Origin of the sequence: Schaalia sp. Marseille-Q2122, assembly GCF_903645355.1 — a bacterium.
Taxonomy (GTDB): Bacteria; Actinomycetota; Actinomycetes; order Actinomycetales; family Actinomycetaceae; genus Pauljensenia.
In genome coordinates this window covers 80,071-95,854 of record NZ_CAHJXR010000006.1, presented here as the reverse complement: position 1 = coordinate 95,854, position 15,784 = coordinate 80,071, and the positions used below count along the sequence as shown (strand labels likewise).

The following is a 15,784-nucleotide window of genomic DNA, read 5'->3' as shown; positions in this document are numbered from 1 at the left end:
CGCCGTGGGGCGAATCATTGTTGAAGTGATGCCGAAGCCGGAAATCCTGGACCCCCAGGGGAAGGCTGTCGGCTCGGCGCTGCCGAGGCTGGGAATTACCAGCTTCACCTCGGTACGTCAGGGCAAGTGCTTCCACCTGACGGTGGATGGACCTGTCACCGACGAGCTGCTCGCTGACGCGCGCCGCGCGGCCGAGGAAGTGCTGTCGAACCCGATTATTGAAGACGTCGTGCGCGTCGAAGAACTCACCGATGCTGCTGGGGGTGCGCTGTGACGCGAGTTGGCGTCGTCACCTTCCCCGGCACCCTTGATGACCGGGACGCTGCGCGCGCCGTGCGCCTGGCAGGATGCGAACCCGTTGCCCTGTGGCACAAGGACGCTGACCTGCGTGAGGTTGACGCCGTGGTTCTGCCCGGCGGATTCTCCTACGGTGACTACCTGCGTTGCGGCGCTATTGCCGCTGTCGCCCCCGTGATGGGCTCCGTCGTGGAGGCTGCTGGAAAGGGTATGCCGGTGCTGGGCATCTGCAATGGCTTCCAGATCCTGTGCGAGGCGCACCTGTTGGAGGGCGCGCTCATCCGTAACGATCACCAGAAGTTCCTCTGCCGTGACCAGAAGCTGCGTGTGGAGAACGCCTCGACTGCGTGGACGGCCTCCTTCCAGGTGGGTGATGAGATCACCGTGCCCTTGAAGAATGGCGAGGGATGCTTCCAGGCTGCTCCCCAGACGATTGAGCGTCTGGAAGGCGAGGGCCGCGTGGTCTTCCGCTACGTTGATTTCAACCCCAATGGTTCGGCTAACGACATTGCCGGCATTACGAATGCTGCGGGCAATGTGGTGGGCCTGATGCCTCACCCTGAGCACGCTGTCGAGACCGGTTTTGGTCCTCTGGCTGCGGGCGCGCAGGGTATGCAGGGGCATGGTGGCGTGGAAGGCCTGGGGATTTTCACCTCCCTTCTGCGCGACATGGTGAGCTAGTCCGAAACGTCGTGAAACGTGTGGCTTCTGAGCTGCACACGCACCGCCATCCACAGAACTATCCACAAGTGAATAGGCCAATCCCCAAGGGTTTCCACATCCCTGTGGACAGAATCTGTGGATAACCGATTCTTCCGTTCTCCCGCCTGTACTTTTGGCGCAGCACAACACCGATGGAGCCACACATGACCGCCGAGGTCGCCCCCAACGCTGACTACCCTCGCGAACTCCCCGACACCACCGCCGACGCCGCAGCAACTCCCACCAAGGAGATGCCCTGGGCTGAACTGGGCCTCAAAGCCGACGAGTACGAGAGCATCTGCGAGATCCTGGGCCGACGCCCCACCAACGCAGAACTCGCCATGTACTCGGTGATGTGGTCCGAGCACTGCTCCTACAAGTCCTCCAAGAAGCACCTCATCGAACAATTCGGCAAGCGCACCACCGACGAAATGCGCTCACGCCTGCTCGTCGGCATGGGTCAAAACGCCGGCGTGGTCGACATCGGCCAGGGCTGGGCCGTGACCTTCAAGGTCGAATCCCACAACCACCCCTCCTTCGTTGAGCCCTACCAGGGCGCAGCAACGGGCGTGGGCGGCATCGTCCGCGACATTATCTCCATGGGCGCACGCCCCGTCGCCGTCATGGACCAGCTGCGTTTCGGCGACGTCAACCACCCCGACACCGCGCGCGTCGTCCACGGCGTTGTCTCGGGCGTGGGCGGCTACGGCAACTGCCTGGGCCTGCCCAATATCGGCGGCGAAACCGAATTCGACTCCTCCTACCAGGGCAATCCCCTCGTCAACGCCCTGTGCGTGGGCACCCTACGCCATGAGGACATCCACCTGGCCAACGCCACCGGCGAGGGCAACCTCGTGGTTCTTTTTGGCGCGCGCACCGGCGGCGACGGCATTGGCGGCGCCTCCATCCTCGCCTCGGAAACCTTCGAGGACGGCATGCCCGCCAAGCGCCCCTCCGTGCAGGTGGGCGACCCCTTCATGGAAAAGGTCCTCATCGAATGCTGCCTGGAGCTCTTCGCCGCGGGCGTCGTCCAGGGCATCCAGGACCTCGGCGCCGCCGGTATTTCCTGCGCGACCTCTGAGCTCGCCTCTAACGGCGACTCGGGCATGCACGTTGACCTCGAAAATGTGCTGCTGCGTGACCCGACGCTGACCGCAGGCGAAATCCTCATGTCCGAATCCCAAGAGCGCATGATGGCCATCGTCACCCCCGAGGACCGTGACGCCTTCTTCGCCATTATCGACAAGTGGGACGTCGAGGCCTCCGTCATCGGCCACCTGACCGGCGATGGGCGCCTGACCATCGACCACTACGGCCATCGTATCGTCGACGTTGACCCCAAGACCGTCGCCCACGACGGCCCGGTCTACGACCGCCCCTACGCCCGGCCCGCATGGCAGGATGCCCTCAACGCTGACTCCGCTGAGCGGCTGCCTCGTCCTGCGACGCCCGAGGAACTACGCGAGACCATGACCACCGTCCTCACCGACGTCAACCAGGCCTCCAAGGCGTGGATCACCGACCAATACGACCGTTACGTGCAGGGCAATACCGCCCTGGCCCAGCCTGACGACGCGGGCGTGGTGCGCGTGGATGAGGACACAAACCTGGGCGTGGCGATCTCCACCGACGCCAACGGCTGGTACACCAAGCTTGACCCCTACCGTGGCGCGCAGCAGGCCCTGGCCGAGGCCTACCGGAACGTGGCCGTCGTCGGCGCAGCCCCCGTGGCCATCACCGACTGCCTGAACTTCGGTAACCCCGAAGACACCGACGCCATGTGGCAGCTCGTGCAGGCCATGACCGGTCTGGCTGACGGCTGTATTGAGTTGGGTGTGCCCGTCACCGGCGGTAACGTCTCCCTCTACAACTCTTCGGGCACCGTCAAGGGCCAGCCCGATTCCTCCATTAATCCCACGCCCGTTGTCGGCATGCTGGGCATTATGGAGGACGTGCGCCGCGCGAATCCTTCGGGCTTTACCGAAGAGGGACTGGCCGTGGTCCTGCTGGGTGAGAGCCGCGAGGAACTCGACGGTTCGGCGTGGGCTCGCATTGTCCACAAGCACCTGGGTGGTATGCCTCCGCTGGTGAATTTCAATGCCGAGGTCTCCCTGGGTAATGTCGTGCGCGCACTGTCCGCCACCGACGGCCCCGATGGCCGCCCGCTGGTGCGCGCCGCACACGACCTCTCCAATGGCGGCCTGCTGCAGGCTCTGGTGGATGCTTCGCTGCGTTTCGGTATTGGCGGCAGCTTCGATCTGAGTGCTTCCGTGCAGGGTGCGCAGTTGGATGACTTCACGCTGCTCTTCACCGAGACTCAGGCGCGTGCGCTGGTGGTCGTGCCCGAGGGTGCGTTGCCCGCTGTCTACGCCGCCGCCGAGGCCGAGGGCGTCCCGGCAGTGCGTATCGGCACTACCGGTGGCGACATGCTGGCCATCGTTGGCGCCGACCTGCTGTCGGACATGGGCAATGGCGCTGGCTGGATTGTGGGCCTGGATGAGCTGCGCGAGCAGTCTGAGGCTGCGCTACGTGAGCGTTTCTGAGCGAGCGTGGGTGGTTCTGGGCGCGTGAGACCGCGTCGCCAATAGGCGTGACTGAGTGAGCGGCTGTGCCGCTTGAGTGCATCTGGTTGAGGAGGCCCCAAGGAGTGATCCTTTGGGCCTCCTCTCTTTGATGGGGGCAAGAGAGAAGGGGAGTGCGCCTGTAGAACTCCTAGTTACGTGACAGTTGTTGCGCTGCGGAGCAGTTGTAACTTTTTGGGACAGCTATAAGTGTCACATTATGCAACAAGTGTCACGTAACTTGCTTGGTCGAGATAAAACCAGCGCAGGGAGGTGGGCACACCTCATGGTCAGCATTGAAACCTGCTGCCAGCAACTCCGTGAGCGCGAAAAACCAGTGCCAGCATCCCTGATGGGGAGAGGTCATCGTCTGGGCACAACTCCACTACCCCACACCGACAACAATGAACTAGTCACCGCCTAGGAACAAAACCCAGGACAGTTCATTCAGTCCAATGCGACACATCCTGTCTTATAACCCGAGAGAGGGGGAGCCTGCTTGAGTTAGGGTCGTTTTCGGAAAAGTATTCCCGATATTAGTCTATCTTGATAGTATTGTGGCATGCTGCTGTCATTTAGCGTTTCCGGTTTCCGATCCTTCGCAGAAGAAGCGACCCTTGATCTCACGCGGCGTTCCTTCAAGACGAATGTCCCCCGCGAAGGGCAGACCTGGGCGGATTGTGTAGAGCCAATTGCGGCAATCTACGGCCCGAACGCCTCGGGTAAAACAACGCTGATCCAGGCCATGGACAGCCTGGCGCGTGCGCTGAGTTCGCCTGAGCAATCCACGACCTTGCTGTACCAGCCCTGCGCTGCGATCGAGGAGCCGGAGCGACGCACCTCATATGACGTGGATTTTGTCGCTGAGGAAGTCCGCTACCGCTATCGAGTGGAAGTGCGTCAATGGGGCGTGAGTTTCGAAGGCCTGTATGCCTACCCTCGAGGGACTGCCCGGACTCTCTTCGAGCGCACCCAGGAGAGTGAGGGTGCGGAAATGTCCTTCACTAAAGGGCCAAGTCTGAAAGGGCCGAGCTCTGAGGTGCTGAAACTAACGACGTCCAGGGTTCTTTTCCTTGCCCTGGCGTTTCGCTATGAGCACAGCATGCTCGCACCTGTGGCATCGGCTCTTGCGAGCGGCGCGGGTGTTCGCCAGGTGTCATTCCGTGAAGCAGCAGATGTTGAGCTGCTTCTGCCTCTTTTTGAGGAGATGGTTAAAGCTCCAGAAAAACAGAGGGATCTCGTCACTGCTGTCCTTAAGGCGGGTGACCTTGGTATTGAGAAGATTGACGTCCGACGTGCCATGGATATTGGGAAAGCAAGCCCGGACCTCAAATCCACTGACGGACTGTGGCGCAGCTTTGTAAGCACGGCGCCGTTTGTAGCGGCAGCCGTGGCGAATTATGCTCAAGCCCTCTCTGCGCCGCGCGAGAAAGTATTCTTCACCCACTGCGGCAAAGATGGTCAATCCTTCGAGCTCCCTCTCAGTGCGGAAAGCTCGGGCACCCTCACATGGCTCACCATCGTGTGGCATGCGCTCACCACGCTGCGCTCAGGTGGCGTGCTCCTCGTCGATGAGCTTGATGCCAGCCTGCACCCTGGCCTCGTGCGTTACATTGTGGAGCTCTTCGCCAGTGAGCGCACGAATCTCAAGAGTGCCCAGCTCATCTTCACCACTCACGATGTCACGCTGCTGGGCAATGCGCCCGCACGCCTACTGGCACCCCAGAATGTGTGGTTCGTGGAGAAGGATGATGCGGGGCTCTCAGAACTCTTCTCCCTGGCAGACTTCGACAATCGCGTCGGTAACAATAGCGAGCGCCGTTATATGGCTGGCCAATTTGGAGCGGTGCCTGATGTCGACGATGCCCTTCTGTATGACTTCCTCACTCAGCCTCTTGGGGGGTGAGAACGGTGGCACGCCTGCGGCAGAAACGTCCGCTTCGTCCGGCGATCCTTTTTGTCACCAATGGTGAACGAACGGAATATTCCTATCTGAAACGCCTCAAAAGTGAAGCGAAGGGTTCTCGCCTCTCCATTACGGTGCAGTTTCTTCCTGGCGAAGCCTCAACCCTCTTGCGCAAGCTCGATGCCAATGATCTCAGTGGCTATACCGAGATCTGGATTGTCGTTGATGAGGACGCTCGTGATCTGTTGCCACTAATTCGTGGATGTGAAAAACGGACCAGGAAGAATCAGCTCTGGGTGCCCGTGATCTCTCGCCCATGCTTCGAGGTCTGGTTGATCGCCCACTATGAGCGAGTGAAGACCTATCACTCTCAGGCAGATGCACAGAGACATCTTGGACAGATCACGGGACGAAAGCCCACAGAGAAGTCGCTACCAGCAGACTTCCCCTTCGAAAATATGCATCATGCCTGTGTGCAGTGTGAACTCCCTTCTGCTGATGCACACGAGCGAGGGCAAATGCCGCCCTCGCCAGGCTCAGGGATGGTGCACCTTGTTCAACGATTGCTGTCAGGAAGGTAAGAAGGCTAATGCCACATCTTGCCCATTGTGGGGCTCGATGAGCTGCGCGAGCAGTCCGAGGCCGCGCTGCGTGAGCGTTTCTGAGGGCTGGGCCATGTGAGGTCCTCTGCCGGGCAGGTAGAGCCTGAATAAGTGTTTCTCCCCGAATGGGTCACCATTCGGGGAGAAACACTTATAGGGCCTTAGATCTGGCGTCCTTGTTCGTCAGGATTCGTCGGATCAGGTGTGGCATGTGGCGTCTGGGGCGCAGGTGGCGGGTAAGGCGAGCCATTGGCAAAGGGCGCTTGGGCGGGCTGAGCGAAGGGTGCCTGTGCGCTGGGAGAGTGCTCATGAGGAGCTTGGCCGTAGGGCGCCTGCGCTGTCGTTGAGGGAGGGTAAGGGGAGGGCGCTCCCGGATACGCCCGTGGAGTGTCGGGCACCTGTCCGTACTGCGCTTGTCCGTACTGCGCTTGCCCGAATGGGGGCTGGCCATTTTGTGCGTGTCCAGCTGGAGCTTGACCATAGGTTGCGTGGCCGTGAAGTGGCGACTGTTGGCTCATAGAAGCTTCGGAGTAGCCCAGAGGAGCAGAATGCGCAAGGATCGGAGTCTTGTAGGGGTCGCGGCCACGCGCGGTCGATACCATCATCGTGTTAGCGACGCGGTCAAACCAGGTTCGCCCGAACTCGTCTTGGCTGAGAAAAACAACGATGACAAAGCCAATCCCCAGCGAGAAATAGGCGATGACTCCCTCAAGCAAGATCTTCAGGAAGAGCATTCCTGTTGCGGGTTTTCCGGTGCGTACGTCCACCGCGCGAACCTTCATCATTGCCATCGGCAGGGTGCGTCCCCGCATGAGGATCATCACCAGGTTGATGACCGGAATAACGTAGAGCATCAGCATGAAGATCATGGCGATGACGCCGAGGAATGTCTGTACGACAGATTCCGAGTCTGCCTTAGAGGCGAGAAAAACGGTGCCCAAACCGAGGAGATATGGGCCAAGAACAAACGCAGCATTAAGAAGGTGATAGGAAACCTTCGTTGAACTGCCCACCGCGCTTAGTCCGTCTAAGTGGGGGGCTACGGGAAGATACTGTTTACTGCCTTGAAAATATGCCTGAGACACTTGCGTCCTCCTCGTTACGCCGTATTCTCGTCAATCAGATCCAGCTTCACGTTAGCCATATTCTCATGGCCCTGAGGGTGTTCCGTGTGCACTCATGGTCACATTTTCTCGCTGTGATGTACGAAGTTTTGTGGCCCCAGGGGTGGTCTGGAGTGCAACGCCCTCGTTTGTGTAGTGTCCCCGAGTGGCCACTGGTGTTGGGGGCATGTTCTAGGGTGGAGTCATGGTGCGGCGTATAACTGTTGAACAGGGGCGTGCAGCCTTGGATGCGTGGAGGGCTGCTCCGGACGAGGCTTCGCGCGCGGTGATGTTGACCGCTGTGCGTTTCACTTTGGAGGAGTTTGCGGACAGATTTCCTGGTCGTTCGGTCGAAGTTCGCGTGCCGCCCGCAGGGGCCGTGCAAATTCTTGAGGGCGCGACCCATCGTCGAGGAACGCCGCCTGCAGTGGTGGAGATGGATATGCAGACGTGGTTGCGCCTTGTGCTGGGACAATGGTCGTGGGACGAGGTCGTGGCGCAAGGTCGGGTTCAGGCGTCGGGGGAGCGTGCTGACTTGACGGACTGTTTTCAGGAATGACGAGGGACACTAGCTGATAGTGAGCCTCTTTACTCTGAGGTGAAGCTGTGAGATTCCCCAATCAAAGCTGATAGATGTGATTTAAAGTTGCAATCCATCTTCCTCTCTGCCCTGATCTTCTGCGGAAGTTTGACCATTTGCTTGCAGTAGTCAAAATATTGATGCTGTTTTGGGGAGAAAATCCACCCTGTGAATTAAGGGATCCTGAAAGTACTATGAGGAATGACTGTGGATATTGAAGATCTTTGGGGTTCCCGCAGTGTTCTACCGTGCGCATAGCGTTTGAGTAGGTGTCGTATCCGGCCAGGGTTCCCCACATCATCTGAAAGAGGGGAAGAGAGCCTATGTTCGGTCGGCTTTCGACAAAGATACGTCCCAGCGCCGCCCTTGTCGGCGCGCTGTGTGTGACATTAGTGATTGGGACCAACACTTTCGCCTTCGCTAACGATGGCGATGTGGCACCCCAATCAGAGGCTCACATCACTGAGGTCAACAGCGGTAATGCGTCAGTTACCCCTGATGAAGGCGCGGCAAACGTAGCCGAATCAAGCGAATCCGATGCGCCTGCAAATGCCCCCGCAACGCCGGAACCCTCCACTCCAGAGGCTGTCCCCACCCCAGCCGAAAACGTTGACACTGCCCCGGCCCCGACAAACCGCAGCCCCTTCCGTAAGGTTGATGCGGCTGCTGCCAACGAACTCAGTGTTCATATGGAAATCAAGGCCGATGGCACTCCCGATGATGACCGCACTGGCGACGGACAGCCTGACTTCACCGTCGATGATTCCGCTGGTAATGACTCCAGCGCCGCCAACGGTATCGTCCGCGTTAATGACACAGTCACCTACACCCTTGAATACCGGTCCAAAGTCGGGCCCGCAGATAACTTCACCGCGAAGGTCGTTTTCCCCAAGGGTCTTTACATCACCCAGTTGCCTGGCGTTTGCCGCCAACCAGGCTCAAGTCTCAACCCCGCTGACCCCACGGCGAATGTCACCCTTCCCCTTACAGAAAACTCCCGTGATCAGCTCCAGGAACAGACTCTGCTGTGTAACCTTGGCGCTACCGAAACCTCAGCTCTGAAGGTTGAGCTTGTCGCTAAAGTATCCAACCTTGTCCACCATGGCGAACGCCTGGCTATCAAGTCCCTTACCGCTACTGCAGATGGTATCGCTGAGGTTCCCACCGATGAGGCACTGCCTGAGGTCAGGGCTTCTGCAGCTCTGAAGTGGGACGTTTCGAAGAACTCCATGTCAACTCGCGACGGTATTGGGTATGCCTATGGTCCTGCAATTGAAAACTGTTTCTGGGACCGAACTCGCGCGTGTTTTGCCACCCGCTACAATCTGCTGATCTCTTCGGCTGTTGGCGGAAAGGGGGCCATGCCTGTCATCGGAGACGTCGTTATCCAAGATGATCTTCGTCCAGAGACTATCTACAAGAAGACCGACCCCAAGATTCCTGGTCTAACGCCCGATCAGATCAACCAAGTCAACGCAAACCTAGAAAAGTACGGCAGTCGTGCTACCGCCGGATACACCTACTACGGGATGCCGGGCCGGAAAATCGGTGAATACTCCAACAATGTTCTGAACACGGTGGAGAACTCCGTGCGTGACTCGGGAGCCCTTCAAATCGCCCAGCCAGGCGGCCCCGGCACTCCCGTCACGCTAACGGTCAAGAACGCCGACTTTACGCTGCGCACCTACCCGTCAAAGGCTGTACGTCCCAATAATGAGGCTGTGCCTGCGAACAGGGCCTACGCCGTTGCACACACCTTCATGGTGCACACCCCCGCCGACATTGTTCGGGATTTCGGTGAACTCGATAACGGTGAGCGTGCTCTTCTCCTGCGAAACACTTACACCGATTTCACTGCCCAGGGCTTCACTCCCGCCGATCGACAGACCCAGGATGTGTACGAAGGAAACAACTGGCTGCCCAAAACCCTGAAAATCGGCCTTCCCGGTGGATTCTCCAAGTACTTTGGTGGCGATGTCGGTAAGCCTGGAAACTCGAATCCTGAGGAATTTTCGCCCGGCAACGGCTGGGTGGGCGAAGGTCTGCCTGGGGGTGGTACCTACCGCTCGGGTGACACCGGTGTAGCTGGGACCCAAGATGTTGTGGCCCTGATCCGAGGTACTGCAGCAAGTCCGCTCTACGACTTCACGGGTTCGACCATCGTCTGTGACGCATGGGACAACTCTAAACTTCATCTGAAGGAAAAGAACTGGAAGGGCGCTGTCTACGACTCCCGTGAGGGCATCCCAACGGGATTTGGCCGAGGCGTCGCCTCCAACGGCAAAGCCGTCTGGTTCACCGGTTACAACAATGTCTTGCTTCCTAGCGGACGATCCACTACGGATGCTATCCGCGCAGACCAGGTTCCCGAACTCAAGGTCCAATACTCCGCAACGCCCGGCGGAAACGGCGCCGCTTCAACCTGTGGTGATGATAAGGGACCGTGGTACGACAACCCGGGTGACGTTCCCGGTAATGACCAGGAAAAGGCCGCCCGCGGTGTTTACACAGCAGTGTCCCGTGCGCGCGCTTACTTTGTGAGCCCACCGGTTGTTGGCCTTTACAGCTCCATCGGTAATGGCTACAGCGTGAATATTGCCTTCGGTTTCGAGGTCGCACCCGACCTTGAGCCCGGCACGGTCATTCCCAACTGGGCGTCAACCAAGCGCGTGATCTCTACTGACAAGATCAGCTACACCATGGATCAGGTCTTGGCTGACAATTCCGCTCCGTGGGCTGAGTCCGGCTTCGAGCCAGGAACAAGTCTTGCCACGGGTAATTCGGGCACCCTCGGTGACCGTCTGATCGCCGCCGATGCCAATGTGCGCATCAACAAGCAGGTGCGCAAGGGACAAAGTGGCGACTTCGGTTCGACCACGCCACTGGTCACCGGCGATGACCTCGTCGATTACAAGATCACCCCGTCCCTCACCTCTGGCTCCATCATCGCTGGAATCCGCAAGGACGTGTGGATTGAGGACTGTCTGCCCGGCGCTTCTGCCTTCGTCAGCGCATCACGCACACCTGACCTGGTACTCCCCGGAAGCAACCCTGCAGACATCAAGCGCACTGCCTGCGCCCCTGGTGATACCTACATCCGTTGGATCCTTCCCAAGGCCGAGGCTAACGCGGTCATCGACCCCATCATTGTTACCACTGAAGTGCTGCGAACCGTTCCCAACGGCGTGTACGTTAACAACGTTGAAATCTGGGGTGAAGGCGACGCCTCACCTTTGGCAAAGCGCCGCTCCAGCGCCGGTATTTCCGTTGGAAACAAGACAGGTCTGCAGCTAGCAAAGATTGCTCTGACCCCGGTCCTGCAGGTGAACCCTGCTGACTCCACCCACCGTGACGTGCATCGTTGGAAGGTGGCAGTGACAAATGTTGGCTCCGGTAACACCCAGGCAGTCAATGATGCGACCGTCATTGACGTTCTGCCCGCACAGGGCATCAACGGCACCCGCTACACGGGAGACTTCACCTTCACAGAGATGGTCCCCAAGAGTGCCGATGCGGCAAGCTGGGTCATTCAGTACACCTCCACCCCCGCTGCCGACCTGAACCCAGACCCGAAGCACGCAAGTAACCAACCTGGCGGCAGCACCGTCTGGTGTGACGCTGATGCGGGTGGCCAACCTGTCGCAGGAGCCGCAGGTGCATGCCCTGCCACCAAGAGCGAAGTGACGGGGATCCGCGTGACTCGCCCAGGTGCCCTGCCCGCAAATAGCAGCATTGAGTTCGAAGTAGCAATGACCGGCGTGGGCAACGTGCCCGCCGAAGACTACATCAACACGGTTGCCGCCAGCGCATCCAACCTCGCCTACGCTGTCGGTCCTCTGCGTCGTGCAGAAACTACTATCGCCGCATCCCTCGGTGACCGCATGTGGATCGACGCGAACGGTAATGGTCTGTATGAGGATGGCGAGGCGCCCGTGGGCGATGCTCTGGTCAGACTTGAGGGTACTGACGACCTGGGCAACCCAGTTCGCCGCGAGACACGCACCCAAGCAGACGGCACCTACTCCTTCACTGGCCTGCGCGCATCAAACGATGCGGGCTATGCGGTGACCTTCACCATTCCCGATACTCTCAAAGCCGAAAAGTACGAGTTCACTTCCACCAATGCGGGAGAGCACGATCGTGACTCCGACCCCGATACTGATGGGAGGGTTTCTTCTATTGTTCTGCGTCCCGGTGAAGACAAGACCGATATTGATGCCGGCATTGTTAAGCCTGCGATCGACCTCGTGAAAGAGGCGGATCGCACGGAAGTAGCCGCCGGTGATACGGTGACCTACACCTTCACCGCCACCAACACCGGCTCAGCGCCTCTGACGAATGTCACTCTGGACGATCACACCTTCACCAACGGTAAGGGCCAAGCCATCACCCTAGATGCGGCCCCCGTAGTTGATAACGCCAACTCCACAGGCACCGTTGCACGCCTGGCCCCTGGCGAGAAAATCGTGTGGACCGCCACCTACACAGTGAAGGCCGAGGATCTTGAACTGGGCACTTTCATCACCAACGTGGCCAAGGTTAAGGGCACAAGCCCTCGTAACCAGGAAGTTGAGGACGAGGAAACCAACAAGATTCCACCCAAGGGCGACGGTTCCTACACCATCGAAAAGACCTCTAACCCTGCCAATGGTGTCGCCATTGAGGTCGGCCAGAAACTCACCTACACGATCACGGTTCGCCATGTTGGTGACCTGCCGGTACGTAATGCAACGCTGAGTGACGAGCTTTCAAAGGTTCTCGGGGATGCTGAATACAACGATGATCTTGTCGTGCGTACCGAAGGTGGTGAACCCGGCACGGCCCAGAAGACAGGCAACGCCATCACCTGGACCGGTGACCTTGTGAAGGATCAGGTCGTGACCCTGACCTACTCAGTGACTAGCCGTTTCGGAATCAATGGTTTCATTGAAAATGAGGTGAGTCCTGCCAGCCATCCCAAGGGTCGCTGTCTGCCCGATGCATGCACCACTCGACATGACTTCGCTCCAGGTAGCTACACCTTCTTCAAGACCGCTGCCGTGCGGAACAAACCCGGTGCCACCGCCGTGCTCACCGGAGACATCGTCGACTACACGATTACTGTCGCCCATGCTGCAGGGTTGGACCTGCTGGGAGCCAAGGTGGTTGACGATCTGACCAAGGTGCTTGACGATGCCGCGATCGTGGCTGCACCAACTGCCTCTGAAGGCCATGTGACACTTGGCCACGATCAAATGCTCACGTGGACGGGTGATCTTGCCAAGGGTGACACCATCACCATCACATACAGCATTCAAGTTAATGCTAATGGTGACGAATCCCTGGTCAACGGTGTGACGAATGGTGGGAATACTGCCGGTAGTTGTAAAACAGGTGAAGCCTGCGAAACCACGCATACCGTGACGCCTGGCAGCTTCACCGTGGCCAAGACCGCTGACCCGGCAACGGGAAGCCAGGTCCTCTCCGGCCAGGAGGTCACCTACACCCTGACGGTCAAGCACGCCGGTGGTGACACCGTTCGCGGCGCGCGCATCGAGGACGACCTCGTAGAGGTGCTGGGCGACACCAAGGCCACCTACAAGGCCGACAGTCTCACCGCATCTTCTGGCATTGCCACCTACAACGCGGCAGAAAAGAAGATCACCTGGACCGGCGACATCTCCCACAGGGCTGCAGATCCCGTGCGCATCACCTACACGGTGCAGGTCAACGCCCAGGGTGAACAAACCCTGCGCAACACCGTCACCGTGAAGGAAGGCAACGGCCAGTGCGAAAGCGCTGAAGCCTGCACCACCACCCACACCGTGCCCAAGGGACAGTACACCTACTCCAAGACAGCAGATCCCGCCTCCGGAACGGTGGTCAAGTCCGGCAACGTCATCACCTACACCATCGTCGTGAAGCACTCTGCAGGTGACCGCGTGAAGAACGCATCCATCAAGGATGACTTCTCCGCACTGCTCGCCCACGCGACCTACAAGAAGGACGCGAAGGTCAAGAGCGGGAACGGAACACTGAATGTCACCGACGCTGGCGTACTGACCTGGGAGGGCGACCTCGCCGTGGGTGCCACGGAGGAAATCACCTTCTCCGTGGAGGTTGACGCACAGGGTGGAGCCACCCTGGTCAACACCCTCACCAGCGAGGACAACGACGCGACCCGTCACTCCTGTGACACCGCTGTCGGCTGCCAGACCACCCACACGGTCCAGCAGGGCTCCTTCACCTACTCCAAGACCGCTGACGTTGCCAACAACGCTGCCGTGGTCTCCGGGGATCGCATCACCTACACGCTGACCGCCACCCACGCTGGTGGCGACCGCGTGAAGGACGCGTTCTTCACTGACGACCTCTCTGAGATCCTCAAGCACGCACACGTGGTGAGCGACCCCACGGTTGAAGGCCCGGGCGTGGCCCGTCTCCTTAAGGATCCCAACGACGACCAGAAGGTCACCGGAGTGGAGTGGCGAGGAACGCTGAACGACACCACGGCACGCGAAGCCGTCGTGACATTCACGGTAGAGGTCGACACCGACGCCACCGTGACACTGACCAACACCCTTGGCTCGACCGACACTCGTGGTACCTGCGTGGCTGCGGGCATGTGCCGCACCGACCACACCGTGCCCGAAGGTAGCTTCGTCTACTCCAAGGTCGCGAACGTGGCCAACGCTGCCAACGTGTACTCCGGCGACGCGCTGAACTACACGATCAACGTGCGTCACACGGGCGGTAACCGCATCAAGCAGGCCACCGTCTCCGATGACCTCACCGAGCTGCTCGCGCACCTCGACGTTGACCGCACCAAGGTGACGGCAAGCGCCGGTGCGATTACCTGGCAGGGCAATGTCCTGACCTGGACCGGTGACCTTGATGGAAAGACCGCTCCTTCGGCAACCATCATCATCCCCACCAGCGTGAATGCTAAAGAAGCGGCGACACTGACCAACAGGGTGACCAGCGACCACGCTCGCGGAACCTGTGACCAGGCTGTCGGCTGCGAAACCACCCACAAGGTACCCGCAGGTAAGTTCACCTACTCCAAGGTGGCCAGCGCGCCCAACAATGAAACCCTCCACTCCGGTGACGTTCTGACCTACACGCTCAACGTCTCTCACCATGAGGGCGACCGCGTGCTGGGTGCCACCATCAAGGACGACTTCACCTCCCTGACGGGGAAGGCCGTCTACAACGAGGACGCTCAGGCAACCTCGGGCAAGGTCGAGGTCGAAGATGGCGTCCTGACCTGGAAGGGCGATCTTGAACGCGCTGCGACCGCCACCATCACCTTCTCGGTGACCGTGAAGGCCAGCGGGGACGCCACCCTGGACAACAGTGTCACCTCTGAGGACGCGCGCGGCATGTGCGATGACGAGAAGGGCTGCTCCACCACCCACGTGGTGCCCGCAGGCAAGTTCGTCTACTCCAAGGTCGCTCAAGTGCCCTCGGGCTCTCAGGTGAAGAAGGGTGACACCATCACCTACCCCCTCAAGGCCCGCCATAACGAGGGTGACCGCATCCTTGGTGCCGCCATTGTCGATGACCTGGCTAAGGTCCTGCCCTACGCCTCCTACAACGGAGATGCCAAGGCTGACCTGGGTACGGTCGAGTACAAGGAGGGCAAGATCTACTGGACCGGCGACCTTGCCCGCAAGGCCGAAGCAACCATCACCTTCTCGGTGAAGGTCACCGCCGACAAGGCTGCCACCCTGGTTAATACCGTTGAGGCCACCACTGAGAACGCTCAGCGAGGCTCTTGCGATAAGGCCGTCGGCTGCGAAACCACCCACACCCTGGTTCCGCCTGCAAAGGCCGAGACCCTGACTCCCAAGAAGAAGAGTGCTATCCCGGCTACCGGCTCTATCGCTCAAAACCTTGCCGGAGCAGCAGTCCTGCTGATGGGTGCTGGCATGTTCGCCATTGCTGGTGTTCGCCGCCGCCGTCAGGGCTGATACTGGCCTGAAGGGACTCCCCTGAGGGTGTTCCTGGCTCAAGCAGGGGGGCCGCCACGCGAAAGCGTGGCGGCCCCCTGC

8 protein-coding genes are annotated in these 15,784 nt (G+C 59.6%); 7 read left to right on the top strand and 1 reads right to left on the bottom strand.

Annotation, left to right across the window (positions count from 1 at the left end):
• Positions 1-4: 4 nt before the first annotated feature.
• From HWX48_RS08010 to HWX48_RS07990, 5 genes are all read left to right on the top strand, one after another.
• On the top strand, positions 5-274 hold the full coding sequence (locus tag HWX48_RS08010; protein WP_175956415.1) for a phosphoribosylformylglycinamidine synthase subunit PurS: 270 nt from the start codon (positions 5-7) through the stop codon (positions 272-274).
• A complete protein-coding gene (gene purQ, locus HWX48_RS08005; RefSeq protein ID WP_175956413.1) occupies positions 271-978 on the top strand; it encodes a phosphoribosylformylglycinamidine synthase subunit PurQ in 708 nt (235 codons plus the stop codon). Before HWX48_RS08010 ends, purQ begins: the two co-directional genes overlap by 4 nt.
• A 185-nt stretch (positions 979-1,163) precedes the next feature.
• Positions 1,164-3,542, top strand: a complete 2,379-nt coding sequence (gene purL, locus HWX48_RS08000; protein WP_175956412.1) for a phosphoribosylformylglycinamidine synthase subunit PurL — start codon at positions 1,164-1,166, stop codon at positions 3,540-3,542.
• A 580-nt stretch (positions 3,543-4,122) separates the two neighbouring features.
• A complete protein-coding gene (locus tag HWX48_RS07995; RefSeq protein WP_175956411.1) occupies positions 4,123-5,466 on the top strand; it encodes an ATP/GTP-binding protein in 1,344 nt (447 codons plus the stop codon).
• 5 nt (positions 5,467-5,471) lie between these two features.
• Positions 5,472-6,047, top strand: coding sequence for an RloB family protein (locus HWX48_RS07990; RefSeq protein ID WP_175956410.1), 576 nt, complete (start codon positions 5,472-5,474; stop codon positions 6,045-6,047).
• A gap of 182 nt (positions 6,048-6,229) precedes the next feature.
• Here HWX48_RS07990 and HWX48_RS07985 read toward each other — a convergent pair whose 3' ends face one another.
• Positions 6,230-7,153, bottom strand: a complete 924-nt coding sequence (locus HWX48_RS07985) for an RDD family protein (protein ID WP_175956409.1) — start codon at positions 7,151-7,153, stop codon at positions 6,230-6,232.
• Between the two features lie 223 nt (positions 7,154-7,376).
• Between HWX48_RS07985 and HWX48_RS07980 the strand changes: the two genes are divergently transcribed.
• Both HWX48_RS07980 and HWX48_RS07975 read left to right on the top strand, forming a co-directional pair.
• The gene (locus HWX48_RS07980) at positions 7,377-7,730 is read left to right on the top strand and encodes a sterol carrier family protein (protein WP_175956408.1); all 354 of its coding nucleotides are present in this window, start codon (positions 7,377-7,379) and stop codon (positions 7,728-7,730) included.
• A gap of 344 nt (positions 7,731-8,074) precedes the next feature.
• Positions 8,075-15,703, top strand: a complete 7,629-nt coding sequence (locus HWX48_RS07975) for an SdrD B-like domain-containing protein (protein ID WP_175956407.1) — start codon at positions 8,075-8,077, stop codon at positions 15,701-15,703.
• Positions 15,704-15,784: the final 81 nt, after the last annotated feature.

Excerpts from the sequence above, each read along its gene's own strand:
- purL (WP_175956412.1), top strand. The coding sequence starts at position 1,164 with ATGACCGCCGAGGTCGCCCCCAACGCTGACTACCCTCGCGAACTCCCC.
- HWX48_RS07995 (WP_175956411.1), top strand. The coding sequence starts at position 4,123 with ATGCTGCTGTCATTTAGCGTTTCCGGTTTCCGATCCTTCGCAGAAGAA.
- HWX48_RS07980 (WP_175956408.1), top strand. The coding sequence starts at position 7,377 with ATGGTGCGGCGTATAACTGTTGAACAGGGGCGTGCAGCCTTGGATGCG.
- HWX48_RS07975 (WP_175956407.1), top strand. The coding sequence starts at position 8,075 with ATGTTCGGTCGGCTTTCGACAAAGATACGTCCCAGCGCCGCCCTTGTC.